Genomic DNA, 14,651 nt, shown 5'->3' with positions numbered 1-14,651 from the left:
AAAATTCAAATAAACTGAACCAAAAAATACCAAAATAATAGCGTAACAAACGATAATGGGATTCCAAAACCAATCATCATGCTACTCAATCGCGGTTTTAATCCGTGTGTGGAAGCCAAAATACAAGCGGTAATCATGGGCGCCATTGCCGATTCTAGTACTGCAACTTGGATCACTTTTGAATGCTGCTGCAAAATTACAACATACAACACGTAAATCAGTGCGGGCGTCAGTATTAGTTTATATAAAAGACCTAATCCCAAAAAGTGCCAATGCTGACTTTTTCGATCGAAACGCAACTGTAAACCTACGGATAGCAAAGCTAAAGGCGTTACAAAACTACCTGTTGTTTTGAAGACCACCTGTAGAAAATCCAGAAACTCAAAATTCAGAATATTCATCACGCAAGCAATTAAAAAAGTGATAAACGGTGGAAAAAGAAAAATCTTTTTGGCAATTTGAAAACCATTGGGATTCCCGCTAGAATAAATGGTCGCCACCAAAATTCCTAAAGTAGACAGCACCACAAAAGAGCCCGGTTGGTCTACCAAAATGGCTGTTTTCAAACCTTCTTCGCCATACAGCGCTTCAATAATTGGAAAACCCAAAAAAGAAGTATTTCCTAAACCAGCGGTCAGAATTAAGCAACCAATCAATTTTTTAGACCATCTCAACCGCTTTCCTAAGACACTAAAAAACAAATACGACACTATAAAGCCAATCCAAGCTACACCAATAGGATAGAGTAATTCCGGGCTCCAATTAATTTTAGGAATGTAATACAAAGCCAAAGCAGGAAGGCAGACGTAAATAACAATCTTGTTTAATACAGTATAGGCGTGAGTGGGAAACCATTTTACATGTTGCAATAAAATGCCTAGCAATAAAAAAACAAAAATTAGGATAAAGTTGGTCATAATCATCAAAGATATTGACTAATGGTAAATAAAATGAATTCAAAAAAATAAAATTTGTAAAAATAGACGACAAAAGAGGAACCATCAAAATGAAATGACATTTTAAGAGAATGACGGTCTATTCAAAATAGTTTTTATTATTTTTACTATTCTAAAAAATAGTTTTGCCAAATAAAAAACCTAATCCTAGCGCCTTACAAGAAAAACCCGGTATTGCTGCTCCTGAAATTATCAGTGCTTCGGCCATTGGTACCATTCAACGTTTTAGAAAAATACAACCTTCGGCAAAAGATCTTGTTGCTGGCATTTTAGACGAAAACATTACAGCCTTGAGTCGCTCCATTACTTTAGTGGAAAGTACCAATAGCGGTCATTTGGCGAAAGCCAATGAAGTTATCAATGCGTGTTTGCCTCACGCCAATCAATCGGTGCGTATAGGAATCACAGGCGTTCCAGGCGTTGGTAAAAGTACTTTTATTGAAGCTTTTGGAACCTATTTAACTAGTTTAGGCAAAAAAGTGGCGGTACTCGCTGTAGATCCCAGCAGTACGATTAGTCACGGCAGTATTCTTGGGGATAAAACCAGAATGGAAAAACTCGTAAAGGATAAAAATGCGTTTATCCGTCCTTCGGCTTCGGGAGAAACATTAGGAGGTGTAGCTCGAAAAACTCGAGAAACCATAACGCTTTGTGAAGCAGCTGGCTTTGACACTATTATCATAGAAACTGTAGGTGTAGGCCAAAGTGAAACCGCCGTTCACAGCATGGTTGATTTTTTCCTTTTATTAAAAATATCTGGTGCGGGTGATGAATTGCAAGGAATAAAGCGCGGAATCATGGAAATGGCCGATGCTATTGTCATTAACAAAGCGGATGGTGACAATATTAAAAGAGCGAATCTAGCCAAACTGGAATTTAATAGAGCGTTACATCTGTTCCCTGCCAAAAAATCAGGTTGGACACCTACTACTGCTGCTTGCAGTGCAATTACTAATGAAGGTATTAGTGCCGTGTGGGAAACTATTCAAAAATTCTTGGAACTGACAAAAGGCAACAATTATTTCTTTGAAAAACGCAAAGAACAAAACCAATATTGGATGTTAGAAACGATTAATGAACAACTGAAATCAAATTTCTACCAACATCCAGAAATTCAAAAGCTACTTGAAAGCAATAAAAAAGCGGTGCAAAATGATGAAATTTCACCTTTTGCAGCCGCTCAAAAATTATTAGAAAAGTATTTTAAATTTTAACCGTTAAGCCTTTTATTAACGAATGTTACTCACCGAGTTTTTAGCGGTATCGTGTTTGGTTTTTAAAACATTACTTATCATTTCAAAACCAATGCGAACTTGCGTTTTTAAGGTATCCTTTAAGCCAGAAGTAGCTTTTTCAACTATAACAAATGTCAATTCAAATTCCCCATTAGTCAATTCTAGCATCACACCGTCCCCTTTATCATTGATTTCCCAAGCTTTTTTTCCGGTTTTTGCATAAGAAGCTGCAGCAGCACCTCCACCTGCGCCACCTGATAAATTACCAACGCTAGAAACTGCTGCGGAAATAATAGCGCCACCGGGTAAAGATCCGCCCAATAACGAAGCGCCTTGCGCTAATGCTCCGCCGTCGGCTTGTAACCCTTGATTTACTTTTTCTCCAAAAGCGAGACTCTCATCCTTAGACAATTCAATAATACTATTATTGGCGGTATTAACTCTGTATCCTGTATTAGAAGCAAATAAAACGACACAACCTCCTTCAACTACTGCAACAGTTATTTTACCAGCGCTTACTTTTTCGCCAAATGTTGCCCCTTGAGTCTGTTTTGGAACGGTAACATTCATCGAAATTCTATTTGGCATTCCACCGTTTATATTATTTATGTTGCTTTTTCCATTTACTATTGTTCCTTGCATTTCTTTTTCTTTTATAGCAGTATCACCCCCTTTTTGTTGAGCAAAACAATTTTGCACCAATAAAAGTAGAACTAAAAAGATTTTTGAAATTGTTTTTATATTTTTCATGATAGTTAAGATTTAATGGTTAATAGTAATACCGTATTAAAGGTTTGTTTTTTCTATCTCAATCCTTATTAATCTTATTAAACTCTAATCTATTATAATTCAGAGTATTAAAAGTACGACTAATTTATTTAAATGTAAAATTTATTTTAAATCATCTAAAAACATGAAATAAAAAAGCGGTTGCAAAATGATGAAATTTCACCATTTGCAACCGCTCAAAGATTGTTAGAAACCTATTTTAAAAAAGAATAATCTATTCTGTTCTTCTTTTTACTTCTAAATAAGTTTGGTATCCATACTTTAACATTAAAACACCAAGAGCAATCTTACCAAATTTACCAATAATATATCCTACAATATGTCCAGAATTATAGGCTTCACTTGCGTTTATATTTGATCTAATTTCAAACGGAAAAAAGTTAAAAATCCCTTTAATTAAAAGTATTGTGCCAAAAATAAACATAGAATACATAAAAACATTTTTCATTTTAATACAAATTATGTAAAACAAAAATTTAACTACTCCTCGTAAAGTTTAATTTCTCGGTCATAAAACTCATTGGCAAGAACTATTAATCCCTCCATTTCTGCATTTAATTCGGCCTCGTCAAGATCCTCTGCTTCTTCTATAAACTCTACTTCATCGTCTTTCAAATTGATGATAAATCTTGGGTAATCAAGGTGTATGATGAATATATCTTCGGGGAAATCTGTATTGTCTCCTAATAAAAATTTTGGTAATTCCATTTTAGTATTGTTTAGTTGATTTGATATTGAGTTATTTAAATTTTGAAAGAACTATTTATCCGAAAGAATTATAGGTGTATTTCGGCTGCTATTCATAAAAATAATCTTGGTATTAGTTGATGCTGCTAGTTCTTTCTGCGCTTTTATTTGCTCGTATTGCAATTGCTTATCTGATAATCCTGTTGAAATAATACGCTGGTAATCAGCAATACCTTGCGCTTCTACTCGCTTACGCTCTGCTTCTTGTTTTTCTTTCTGCAGCACAAATGTCATTTTTTGGGCATCTTGCTCGGCATTAATTTTACTTTCGATAGAAGCTTTTACCGATGCTGGAAGGTTTATATTGCTAATCAATAATTGCTCTAAAACCAAACCTCTTGATTTAAAATCGGCTTCAATTGTTTTAAATATACGCTGCTGAAATTCATTCCTTTTAGTAGAATACAAAGCTACTGCATCATAATAAACAGCATTGTCGCGAATACGAGTTCGAGTAACGGGACGAACAATTTTATCACTGTAGTTTACGCCAATTTCTTTTAAAATTTTTGGAGCAGCTTCTGGCGATACTCTAAATAAAACAGTAAGGTCGATAACGACTTCAAGTCCATCATTTGACAACACACGAATGGCATCATCACCCGCTTGAGCGCCTTCACTATGAATTGCAGACATGGTATAATTTTGGGTTTGAATATCAAATTCTGTCACATCCATAAGCGGATTTATCAAACTGAGTCCGCTTTGTAAAATATCTGTTTGAACGCTACCATAAAGGGACTTTACTCCTACTTTCCCAGCGTCAATTTGTTTGAACATAGACGAGAAAATCCCTAAAATGATCAGAAGTACTCCAATGATTTTAAGACTACCAGAGAATTTTGAGAAAGAATTTAGGTTGTTTTTTAATGTAAAACTTAAGATCAAAAAGATTATTCCAAGAATAATTAATAGTATCATTTTTTTTATTGGTTAGATTATTATTCTAGTTATACGGAAATACGAATGAGAAGTTACAGCGTACGAAAAATTTTATTCTTTATGATTTTGTAAAACTAACTTTTTTGTAAGTCTCGCAAAGCGAATGTATAAAAAAATAGCTGCTGCTGTTAATCCTGCCAAGAGTCCGATCCAGATTCCAACAGCCTTGAGCTCCGTATACTTGCCCAAATAATAGGAAATAGGAAAGCCGATGACCCAATACGCCACAAAGGTAATGTACATGGGAATTTTTACATCTTGCAAACCGCGTAATGCGCCTAAAACAACGACTTGAATACCATCAGAAATTTGGAATATGGCAGCAATCAATAATAATTTTGATGTTATAGCAATGATTTCGGAATTGTCCAGCACCTGAGAAGCATCATTCATATTCAAGAATAAATGGGGTAAGAAGTTATGTAAAACAACAAACACAATAGCGAAAAAGGTTTCTAAAATAATAGCCAACAAAAATATAGAACGCGCTACAACGATCAGTTTTTTATAATCGTTTATACCTTTAGTATGACTCACTCTAATCATTGCCGTAACACTCAATCCCATGGCAACCATAAAAGTAGACGATGCCAGAATAAGTGCAATCTGATTGGCCGCTTGACTGTTTTTACCTAAAGAACCGGAGAGCCAAATTGCAGCGGTGAACAACGTTACTTCAAACAACATTTGCATCGCTGAGGGCAAACCAAGATTGATGATTTTTTTCAAAATTGACTTTCGGATTTCTTTAAAACTAAAATTCTTAAAATATTTTTTTAAGTCGGCATTCCTTTTCATCAAATAATGCATAAAAACCACCATCATTATTCTGGACAAAACCGTTCCTAAAGCGGCTCCCAATATTCCTAATTTTGGAAATATCCAAACTCCATATATAAGCACGTAATTAAAAAAAACATGCACCACATTAGCCATAAAAATAGCGTACATAGAGTATTTCGTTTTGGCTAGACCATCCGCAAATTGCTTGTACCCTTGATACATAATCACTGGAATCAAAGAAAAAGCAACCCAATCAATATATGGAGTTGCCATATCAGCAACCTCTTTGGGTTGGTGCATAAAATACATAATTTGTTTAGAAAGCACGGTCAAAATAAATAATGCAACTCCTAAAACCGTACATAAAAGCAAACCGTGATGAAACGTGGTTCGAATTTTTGACACATCATTTTCAGCATCAGCCTCAGCAACTAATGGTGTAATTGCCGTAGAAAACCCTATCCCTAATGATAAGGCAATAAATATAAAGCTGTTTCCCAAAGAAACTGCAGCTAACTCTGTAGACCCCAGTTTCCCGACCATAAAATTATCGACTATCCCAATCAAAGTATGCCCTAACATTCCTAGAATTACTGGATATGCCAATTTAATATTATATGAAAACTCTTTAAAGTATTGTGATAAATTCACTTGATGTTTTTTTTGAAAGCAAAGATAATTAGAAGGTTTCAATTCTTTCAATACAATTGATAATAAAACACTCTGTAGTGCTATCTATTTTGAAGAAAACAAGTAATTCTATAACAAAACCAAATAATTCTATAACAAACAATGCTTGTAAGCACTATACTTTTGCACTGTTGCAAACGGGTAATTAAATCTAACTAGCAACAATAAAGAAATAAATAAAATATTACAATTATGAAAATGACAGGTAAAATCAAAATGTTTTTTGTATTCGCAGTAGCAATGATGTTTGCTAATAATGCACAAGCACAAGAAACTACAACTACAGCTACAAATTACGATCAGGGATTCCGTCTAGGTGTTGGTTTAAATGCAGGATATTCAACTAATGACCCTTATAAGTTAGCACTTGGTGCAGATGTAAGAGGACAATATGATTTATCAAAAAGATACTCTTTGACATTGACTTCAGGTTACACTAATTTATTTGTAAGCAAAGCTGATGGAAAAGATTTAGGTATTATTCCAGCTAAAGCGGGTTTCAAAGCTTTTATTTGGAATGACCAATTCTACGTTATGGGAGAAGCTGGTGCAGCATTTGCAACAAGTAATGTAGAAAACACAAGAGACGATACTTCTTTATTGTTATCTCCAAGTGTAGGTTATGCTACTAAATACATAGATATTTCTTTAAACTATACACACTACAATCATTTTGATCGTTTAAACAGTAACGGTTCTCTTGGTAGAGGAGTTGGACAAGTTGGTGTACGTTTAGCTTATGGTTTTCAACTATAAAAAAATATTGAGTTAGTTAAAAAAAATGCGCTGAATTTCAGCGCATTTTTTTTGCAATTATTTTTCCGTTACTCTTTTTTCAACATCGCTTTATACATTTCCATATTCGCCTTGATCGTATCGTCCATCTCAGGTTCCTTAATATCGGTATGTTTTTGCATTTCTTCCCAAATAATCTTAGCTACAATATAGCGTGCCATTTCCTTATCATCAGCAGGAACAACATACCATGGCGCATATTCTGAACTTGTATTGTTAATTGCCTCTTCATAATACTGCATGTAATCATCCCAACGATCCCTTTCTTTTAAATCGCCTACCGAAAATTTCCAGTTGTGTTCTTTTTCTTCCAGTCGGCGCAACAAACGCTGCCTTTGCTCCTCTTTACTCAAATGCAAAAAGAACTTTAAAATAATGGTTCCATTTTGCGTAATATGCTTTTCAAAATCATTAATTTGTTGCATTCTATTTTCCCAAAACTGAGGTGTAACATCATCAACGGTTTCAATACCCGGCAAATTTTCATTCATAATATATTCAGGATGTACTCTGGTGACCAAGACATTTTCATAATGCGTTCTGTTAAAAACCGCAAACTTCCCTTTTTCTGGCAAAACCAAATAATGCCTCCACAAGTAATCGTGTTCTAACTCACTTGAATTGGGTGTTTTAAAACTATGAACCACAACTCCTCGAGAATTGAATTCCTTAAAAACTTCCCGAATCAGACTATCCTTTCCAGAGGTGTCCATGCCTTGCAAACAAATTAAAACGCCATAGCGATTGTGTGCATACATGACATCTTGCAGTTGGCTTAATTTTTTGGAAACATTTTCTAACTTATCTTCTTTTTTTTCATCGCTTGCCCCAATATTAAGATTGGTAGGCAATTGTGACAAACTTATTTTGTCAATAACTTTAAAATCATCGGGATTTATAGACTTCATAGGAAATAATTTATCTTTACCTCTCAAATATACCAAATTATAAGGATTAATCCTGATGAATTTCAGGAGCTTTTTCCAGCTATTCGTTGCAATCTTTTATTATTTTAAAGGAAAATAATAAAAGGATTTTCACTACAAACAAAGTTCACTGAACTCCTATGAAAATAGAAATTAGGTGAAGTAATCTGGGCTAGGTACTCGCTTTCAAAACAAATACAATGGAAAAATTCACACTCGAACTATTATTTCAAATCATTGGCATTGGTTCCGCCTCAGGACTTATTTACAAAGACAATTCCTTACTGATTATTGGTGACAACAGCGGTTTTCTTTATGAATACCATATGGATTCCCATGATTTAAAACGCCATCCTTTAATGGAAAATCCAACTGAGAACACACTCAAAAAAGACAAAGCTGATTTTGAAGCCATAACTCATTTTGGAGATAGTTTGTACGTTTTTGGTTCCGGTTCCACCGAGAAAAGGACCAAAATGATACAAGTTAACTCCAGCGATAAAAAGGTAATCGCCACGAATGATCTCAGCGATTTGTATGCAATCATGCAAAATTTCGGAGACATAAAACCCGAAGACTTCAACCTTGAAGGTGCTATCTATAATGGCGAAAGTTGGTTTTTGTTGAATCGTGGCAACGGAAGTTCTAATAAAAATGTTCTTTTCACCATAGAAGGAAAAAACCTGACTAACGATTTCACTATTCTTTCAAACGCCTACAAACTGCCAAAAATAAGAGGAGTGCGCAGTAGTTTTACGGATGCCATTTTAGTTGACAACAGCATTTATTTTTTGGCCACAGCCGAAGATACCGAATCTACATATGATGACGGCGAAGTTTTAGGAAGTCTTATTGGGAGAATCAACCTGAAAACAATGAAAATAGATTTTACCCAAAAAATCAGTAGCACCCATAAATTCGAAGGATTGACTTTATACACCAATTCAAAAGAAAAAATAGAGTTCCTGCTTTGTGAAGATAAAGACACGGAAGTTCTGGAAACAGATATTTACAAATTATCCTTTTCAAATCAATAAATCAAAAAATAATTTATTTCCATCCCAACCTTTTTCATTTTTTTCATCTCTTTAGTAGAAAGACATCAATTGTGATAAACGAAAAATTAATTTCTGAATGCAAAAAAATGCACCGAGATGCCCAGCGTCAAGTGTACGAGCTTATGGCTCCAAAATTGTACCGCACTTGCAAGCGCTACCTAAAGAAAGAGGAAGAAATAGAAGAAGCATTGGCCGATGCTTTCTATACTATTTTCACAAAACTCGACCAGCTCAAAGAATTTGGCGCTTTTGAAGCTTGGTCCCGAAAAATTACAGTTAATCATTGTTTGGCTAACATCAAGAAAAACACCAATTTCAATTTGTATCTTGATGATCTCAAAACTATTTCGCAGCCTCTTACTGATGAAATAACGGACCTCGAAGAGGACGATTTGCTGAATTTGCTCAATCATATTCCTGAAGGTTGCAAGACGATTTTTAATCTTTTCGTTATCGAAGGCTATGGTCATAAAGAAATTGCAGTTATGCTGAACATTTCCGAAGGAACATCAAAATCACAATTGAATGCTTCGAAAACCAAGCTAAAGGAATTAGTAAACAATTTGTATTACCAAAAAGCGAAATAGTCATGGACAATCAAGAAAAAATATTCCAAAAAATAAAAAATGCTTCCCAAAAAGCAGAAGAAAAAAACTTTCCTGCAATGGAAAAAGTTTGGATGCGAGTAGAAGAAAAAATCGATGAAAAAGAAGACAAAAAAGCTATTGTACTTTGGAAAAAATTAGCCATTGCCGCTTCACTCCTATTGTTTTTCTCATTGGGATACCAGTTTATTAAAACCGATTCGAAAGTAATCACTCCAAGCGAAACGAAAGAAAACAGCGTAGTTATTCAAGAAAAAACAGAGCCTAAACAAACCGAGGGACTTTCAAAAACCATAAAACCAGATGTAGAAGTTATTCTAAAAAAACAAATTGAAAAACCTGTAGTCGTAGTAAAAACAACAACTCATATCAATAGTGACATCAATCAAATAACTTCTACTAATTCAGAAGACATCGAACGGAACAAGGACAAAGAAGCGAATAATAACGCCTTTAAAGTCGAAGCAATTGCATTAGAAGAAAATAAGGCAAAAGCCAAAATCACATCTACTTACGATGCCATAACAAGAATGATTTCAGGCATAGTTACAGACGAAATGGACTTACCACTTCCTGGGGTGAATGTATATATTAAAGGAATAACAAAAGGAGTCGCAACTAACTTTGATGGAAAATTTAGCATCAAAGCTGAAAAAGGAGATGAACTTGTTTTTTCATATATAGGATATGAAGACAGTTATGCCACTGTTGGTGAAAATGATAAAATAAATATGAAACTGGTTAATAATTCAATGGCTTTGAATGAAGTAGTAGTTGCTAGTTATGCATCAAAGCCAAAAAAGTCAGTTTTGACGGGTTCTGTTACAATGATTTCTAGTAATGATCTGCTAAAACAAAAATCAGTAAATGTTAGTCAAGCCCTTCAAGGTAAAGTTGCAGGTGTTCAAATTACAAACAATCCTGGATATTTAAGCCAAGGCACGCCTAAACCTTCTCCAACAATTATAATCGGCGGAAACGCATCCATTACACAATCATACGAGCCTTTATACATTATTGATGGCGTTCCTGTGAATCCTGATGATTTTAAACAGTTAAAATCTGAAAACGTTAAAACTATAAACGTTCTTAAGGACACCTCAGCAACTTCTTTATACGGAAGTAGAGCATCAAATGGTGTCATCATTATAACCACAAAAAACGGAACTTATCAAAATCTTTCCAAAAAAGAACTAGAAAAAAGACTCAAAAAACTGAACAAAAATAAAAAGGAAGAACAAGCAGTAGTTCCACCAAAATCTATCGAAGTTTCACAAGAAGACTATGAAAATTTTGTAGAAAATCAATTCGAAAGTCCAAAATCAGCGCCTCTTTCCACTTTCTCGATTGATGTTGACAACGCTTCTTATACCAACGTAAGACGTTTTATCAACAACGGACAAACCGTGCCGAAAGATGCGGTGAGAGTCGAAGAAATGGTCAATTTTTTCAAGTACAAAAATCCACAACCACAAGACCAAAATCCGTTTTCGATTAGTACGGAATATAGTGATTGTCCTTGGAATCCAAAACACCAATTGCTAAAAATTGGTTTGCAAGGCAAAAATATTCCAACGGATAATCTGCCAGCTTCCAACTTGGTTTTCTTGATTGATGTTTCAGGTTCGATGAGTGATCTCAACAAATTGCCTTTACTGAAACAATCACTGAAAATTTTGGTAAACGAACTCCGTAAAAAAGACAAAGTAGCCATTGTGGTTTATGCTGGAGCAGCAGGAATGGTTTTGCCTCCAACATCTGGAGATGAAAAGCAAACCATAATTGATGCGTTGGAAAAACTCAATGCTGGCGGAAGCACAGCTGGTGGAGCTGGAATAGAATTGGCTTATAAATTAGCTCAAGAGAATTTCGTCAAAGGAGGAAATAACCGAGTAATCTTGGCTACTGACGGCGATTTTAACGTGGGCGCATCTTCCAATACCGACATGCAAACCTTGATTGAAGAAAAAAGAAAATCAGGTGTTTTCTTGACTTGTTTGGGCTATGGAATGGGCAATTACAAAGACAGTAAAATGGAAACTTTAGCCGACAAAGGCAATGGAAATTATGCTTATATCGACAATATTCAAGAAGCCAATCGTTTCTTAGGTAAAGAATTTAAAGGTTCAATGTTTGCTATCGCCAAAGACGTGAAAATCCAAATCGAATTCAATCCAAAACATGTTCAGGCGTACCGATTAATTGGCTACGAAAACAGAAAATTGCGTCCTGAAGATTTTACAAACGATACTATTGATGCAGGAGAGTTAGGTAGCGGCCATACAGTAACTGCTTTGTACGAAGTGATTCCAACTGGTTTGGAAAATGAATTTATTAACAATCAACCTGATTTAAAATACACAAAAGTTTATCCAAACGAAAGTAATTATAGTGAAGAGCTTGCAACCATAAAACTCCGATATAAAAAACCTGATGGTGAAAAAAGTATCGAAATGGTAAAGGCTATTGAAAACAAATCCATTCCATTAAAAAATTCGTCCGATGATTTTAAATTTAGTTCCGCTGTAGCTTGGTTTGGGTTGAAATTAAGAGATTCAAAACTGGTATCTAATAAATCTTCTGAAGAAATCAAAAAACTGGCAAAAGAAGGATTGTCCAATGACGAAGACGGTTATAAAGCAGAGTTTGTCCGTTTGGTAGAAACTGTGAAATAATTTATTAAGTTTTAGAGCTAATAGGTTTTGAAAACCTGTTAGCTCTTTTTTTATTTCATTTTTCAATTGAAAACTTCATTCTTTTAACTCCAAAAATTCAGAAATAGTTCTAAAATATTTTGGCTTTAATTTTAAGTTAAAGACAGCCTCTACCCTGAGCAAATGCCTTAACTTTGTTTTGGAACAAAAACAAAGCAAAAAATGACAGATTTAAAAAATAAAAATGCCCTAATCACCGGCGCAGGAAAAGGAATTGGAAAAGCAATCGCTTTGGCATTAGCTAAAGAAGGTGTAAATGTAATTTTAGTGGCGCGAACGAAAGATGAAATAGAAAGTGTTGCCATAAAAGCGCGTTCTTTGCGAGTAAAAGCGCTTGCCATCACTGCCGATGTTGCTGATATCAATTCGGTAAACGCTGCCGTTGAGAAAGCCTTGGCTGAATTTGGAACCATTGATATTTTAATCAACAATGCCGGAATAGCAGCTTTTGGAAAATTCTTAGAATTAGAGCCAACAGATTGGGAACGCATCATTCAGGTAAACCTTATGGGAACGTATTATGTAACCCGTGCCGTTTTGCCAAATATGATCGAAAGACAAACAGGTGATATCATCAATATTTCTTCCACTGCAGGATTAAGTGGGAATGCTTTAACTAGTGCCTATAGCGCTTCTAAATTTGCCGTTTTAGGATTAACGGAATCGTTGATGCAAGAAGTTCGAAAGCATAATATTCGTGTAACGGCATTAACGCCGAGTACTGTTGCAACCGACATGGCCAAAGAATTAAAATTGACAGACGGTAATCCAGAAACCGTAATGCAAGCAGAAGATATGTCCGAATTAATCATCGCCCAACTAAAACTAAACCGACGCGTATTTATCAAAAACAGTAGTATTTGGTCTACGAACCCTTAAAAGTAGTCGAAAGTCAAAAGTCTTAAAGTCAAATGTCGATAGGTACAATAAAAACCATTAAGAGATTAAGAAAATTAAGCGTAAAACTTAATGAACTTAATCCCTTAATGGTTTTTTAATCTTTTGCGTATATGACTTATATGTTTAAAAACTAAAACATACTCGTAACAAAATCCATTCGTACACTTCCATCTTCATCAATTTTCGTCAAATTAATGTCATGTAAAGTATTCACTAATTCTGGATTCCAAGGTGTTTTTACTTTCACATAGTTTTCGGTAAACCCGTGAATATAACCTTCTTTGTTTTCACTTTCGAACAAAACAGTTCTATTACTTCCCAATTGACTTTCGTAAAAAGCACGGCGTTTTTTAACTGACAAACCTCGTAACATTTTACTGCGTTTGGCGCGAACGTTAGCAGGAACAACGTCTTCCATTGAAGCTGCTTCAGTATTATCTCGTTCCGAATACGTGAATACGTGTAAATACGAAATATTCATTTCATTCAAGAAATGGTAGGTCTCTAAAAAATGTTCGTCTGTTTCACCCGGAAAACCTACAATTACATCTACGCCAATACAAGCGTGTGGCATTACTTCCCGGATTTTATTTACGCGTTCCGTATATACTTCGCGTTGGTAACGGCGTTTCATCAATTTTAGAATATCATTGCTTCCCGATTGTAGCGGAATGTGAAAATGCGGAACAAAAGTTCTACTTTTTGATACAAATTCAATCGTTTCATTTTTCAATAAATTTGGTTCAATAGACGAAATTCGCAGTCTTTCGATTCCTTCTACTTTGTCTAATTCCTGAACCAATTCTAAAAAAGTATGCTCGTGTTTTTTATTTCCAAATTCTCCTTTTCCGTAATCCCCAATATTCACTCCGGTAAGAACAATTTCCTTGATATTTTGTTTTGAAATTTCTGAAGCGTTTTTCAATACATTTTCCAGTTCATCACTTCTCGAAATTCCTCTTGCTAACGGAATGGTGCAATACGTACATTTATAATCGCAACCGTCCTGAACTTTCAAGAAAGCACGGGTTCTGTCTCCAATCGAATAACTTCCAACATAAAAATCAGCTTCGGCAATTTCGCAGGAATGCACTTCGCCAAAATCATTTTTCGACAAATCATTGATATAATCTGCCAATTTGAATTTTTCAGTTGCACCAAGAACTAAATCCACTCCATCTACACTCGCTAATTCTTCCGGTTTCAATTGCGCATAACAACCCACTGCCGCGACAAATGCTTTATCATTCAATTTCATTGCTTGACGCACGACTTGTTTGAACTGCTTATCAGCATTTTCAGTAACTGAACACGTATTAATCACATACATATCAGCGACTTCCTCAAAATCTACACGGTCAAATCCTTCGTCTTGTAAGTTACGGGCAATCGTAGAAGTCTCTGAGAAGTTTAGTTTACAGCCTAAGGTATAAAAGGCTACTTTTTTTCTATTTTCCATATTATAACTCAATTAATGAAATCGTTGTCAAAAAATTGAGTGTGCAAATTTA

Annotated in this window: 14 protein-coding genes; 6 read left to right on the top strand and 8 right to left on the bottom strand. The window is 34.9% G+C overall.

The features are described from left to right. Positions 1 to 5: 5 nt before the first annotated feature. The gene (locus ACNQGB_RS12185; RefSeq protein WP_417946184.1) at positions 6 to 917 is read right to left on the bottom strand and encodes an AEC family transporter; all 912 of its coding nucleotides are present in this window, start codon (positions 915 to 917) and stop codon (positions 6 to 8) included. Positions 918 to 1,081: 164 nt separating this feature from the next. On the opposite strand from ACNQGB_RS12185, the gene meaB reads away from it, so the two are divergent. Then, a complete protein-coding gene (gene meaB, locus ACNQGB_RS12180; protein WP_417946186.1) occupies positions 1,082 to 2,170 on the top strand; it encodes a methylmalonyl Co-A mutase-associated GTPase MeaB in 1,089 nt (362 codons plus the stop codon). A gap of 15 nt (positions 2,171 to 2,185) precedes the next feature. On the opposite strand, the gene ACNQGB_RS12175 is transcribed toward meaB, so the two are convergent. The 5 genes from ACNQGB_RS12175 to ACNQGB_RS12155 all read right to left on the bottom strand — a co-directional run bounded on the left by ACNQGB_RS12175 (position 2,186) and on the right by ACNQGB_RS12155 (position 6,103). Further along, positions 2,186 to 2,941 (bottom strand): hypothetical protein, encoded by a 756-nt coding sequence (locus ACNQGB_RS12175; RefSeq protein WP_417946187.1) that lies wholly within the window; start codon positions 2,939 to 2,941, stop codon positions 2,186 to 2,188. Positions 2,942 to 3,194: 253 nt separating this feature from the next. After that, positions 3,195 to 3,428 (bottom strand): hypothetical protein, encoded by a 234-nt coding sequence (locus ACNQGB_RS12170; RefSeq protein WP_417946189.1) that lies wholly within the window; start codon positions 3,426 to 3,428, stop codon positions 3,195 to 3,197. A gap of 32 nt (positions 3,429 to 3,460) precedes the next feature. Beyond that, on the bottom strand, positions 3,461 to 3,688 hold the full coding sequence (locus ACNQGB_RS12165; RefSeq protein ID WP_417946190.1) for a hypothetical protein: 228 nt from the start codon (positions 3,686 to 3,688) through the stop codon (positions 3,461 to 3,463). A 51-nt stretch (positions 3,689 to 3,739) separates the two neighbouring features. Further along, entirely contained in the window at positions 3,740 to 4,648 is a 909-nt protein-coding gene (locus ACNQGB_RS12160) for a prohibitin family protein (protein WP_417946192.1), read from the bottom strand. Positions 4,649 to 4,720: 72 nt separating this feature from the next. Then, positions 4,721 to 6,103, bottom strand: a complete 1,383-nt coding sequence (locus tag ACNQGB_RS12155; protein ID WP_417946193.1) for an MATE family efflux transporter — start codon at positions 6,101 to 6,103, stop codon at positions 4,721 to 4,723. 231 nt (positions 6,104 to 6,334) lie between these two features. Between ACNQGB_RS12155 and ACNQGB_RS12150 the strand changes: the two genes are divergently transcribed. After that, positions 6,335 to 6,898 (top strand): hypothetical protein, encoded by a 564-nt coding sequence (locus ACNQGB_RS12150; protein ID WP_472777118.1) that lies wholly within the window; start codon positions 6,335 to 6,337, stop codon positions 6,896 to 6,898. Positions 6,899 to 6,966: 68 nt separating this feature from the next. Here ACNQGB_RS12150 and ACNQGB_RS12145 read toward each other — a convergent pair whose 3' ends face one another. Beyond that, complete coding sequence (locus tag ACNQGB_RS12145; RefSeq protein ID WP_417945180.1) at positions 6,967 to 7,845, bottom strand: PPK2 family polyphosphate kinase; 879 nt, start codon at positions 7,843 to 7,845, stop codon at positions 6,967 to 6,969. 218 nt (positions 7,846 to 8,063) lie between these two features. Between ACNQGB_RS12145 and ACNQGB_RS12140 the strand changes: the two genes are divergently transcribed. The 4 genes from ACNQGB_RS12140 (at position 8,064) to ACNQGB_RS12125 (ending at position 13,119) form a co-directional block, all read left to right on the top strand. Next, positions 8,064 to 8,900, top strand: a complete 837-nt coding sequence (locus ACNQGB_RS12140; RefSeq protein ID WP_417945182.1) for a DUF6929 family protein — start codon at positions 8,064 to 8,066, stop codon at positions 8,898 to 8,900. A 107-nt stretch (positions 8,901 to 9,007) separates the two neighbouring features. Next, positions 9,008 to 9,508, top strand: a complete 501-nt coding sequence (locus ACNQGB_RS12135) for an RNA polymerase sigma factor (protein WP_417945183.1) — start codon at positions 9,008 to 9,010, stop codon at positions 9,506 to 9,508. A gap of 2 nt (positions 9,509 to 9,510) precedes the next feature. Beyond that, positions 9,511 to 12,201, top strand: coding sequence for a YfbK domain-containing protein (locus ACNQGB_RS12130; RefSeq protein WP_417945185.1), 2,691 nt, complete (start codon positions 9,511 to 9,513; stop codon positions 12,199 to 12,201). 201 nt (positions 12,202 to 12,402) lie between these two features. Continuing rightward, positions 12,403 to 13,119 carry a 3-ketoacyl-ACP reductase gene (locus ACNQGB_RS12125; protein ID WP_417945186.1) on the top strand — a complete coding sequence of 239 codons (717 nt, stop codon included), beginning with the start codon at positions 12,403 to 12,405 and terminating at the stop codon, positions 13,117 to 13,119. A gap of 151 nt (positions 13,120 to 13,270) precedes the next feature. On the opposite strand, the gene mtaB is transcribed toward ACNQGB_RS12125, so the two are convergent. Next, on the bottom strand, positions 13,271 to 14,599 hold the full coding sequence (mtaB, locus tag ACNQGB_RS12120) for a tRNA (N(6)-L-threonylcarbamoyladenosine(37)-C(2))-methylthiotransferase MtaB (RefSeq protein WP_417945187.1): 1,329 nt from the start codon (positions 14,597 to 14,599) through the stop codon (positions 13,271 to 13,273). Positions 14,600 to 14,651 lie beyond the last annotated feature (52 nt).

It is taken from the genome of Flavobacterium frigidum, assembly GCF_048286795.2.
The sequence above is the reverse complement of the archived record's forward strand: the minus strand, read 5'-3'. Positions and strand labels throughout refer to the sequence as shown.

Coding starts and splice junctions, on each gene's coding strand:
- ACNQGB_RS12175 (WP_417946187.1), bottom strand. CDS start 2,941: ATGAAAAATATAAAAACAATTTCAAAAATCTTTTTAGTTCTACTTTTA.
- ACNQGB_RS12170 (WP_417946189.1), bottom strand. CDS start 3,428: ATGAAAAATGTTTTTATGTATTCTATGTTTATTTTTGGCACAATACTT.
- ACNQGB_RS12125 (WP_417945186.1), top strand. CDS start 12,403: ATGACAGATTTAAAAAATAAAAATGCCCTAATCACCGGCGCAGGAAAA.
- ACNQGB_RS12160 (WP_417946192.1), bottom strand. CDS start 4,648: ATGATACTATTAATTATTCTTGGAATAATCTTTTTGATCTTAAGTTTT.
- ACNQGB_RS12130 (WP_417945185.1), top strand. CDS start 9,511: ATGGACAATCAAGAAAAAATATTCCAAAAAATAAAAAATGCTTCCCAA.
- ACNQGB_RS12135 (WP_417945183.1), top strand. CDS start 9,008: ATGCACCGAGATGCCCAGCGTCAAGTGTACGAGCTTATGGCTCCAAAA.
- ACNQGB_RS12185 (WP_417946184.1), bottom strand. CDS start 917: ATGACCAACTTTATCCTAATTTTTGTTTTTTTATTGCTAGGCATTTTA.
- ACNQGB_RS12145 (WP_417945180.1), bottom strand. CDS start 7,845: ATGAAGTCTATAAATCCCGATGATTTTAAAGTTATTGACAAAATAAGT.
- ACNQGB_RS12150 (WP_472777118.1), top strand. CDS start 6,335: ATGAAAATGACAGGTAAAATCAAAATGTTTTTTGTATTCGCAGTAGCA.
- mtaB (WP_417945187.1), bottom strand. CDS start 14,599: ATGGAAAATAGAAAAAAAGTAGCCTTTTATACCTTAGGCTGTAAACTA.
- ACNQGB_RS12140 (WP_417945182.1), top strand. CDS start 8,064: ATGGAAAAATTCACACTCGAACTATTATTTCAAATCATTGGCATTGGT.
- ACNQGB_RS12165 (WP_417946190.1), bottom strand. CDS start 3,688: ATGGAATTACCAAAATTTTTATTAGGAGACAATACAGATTTCCCCGAA.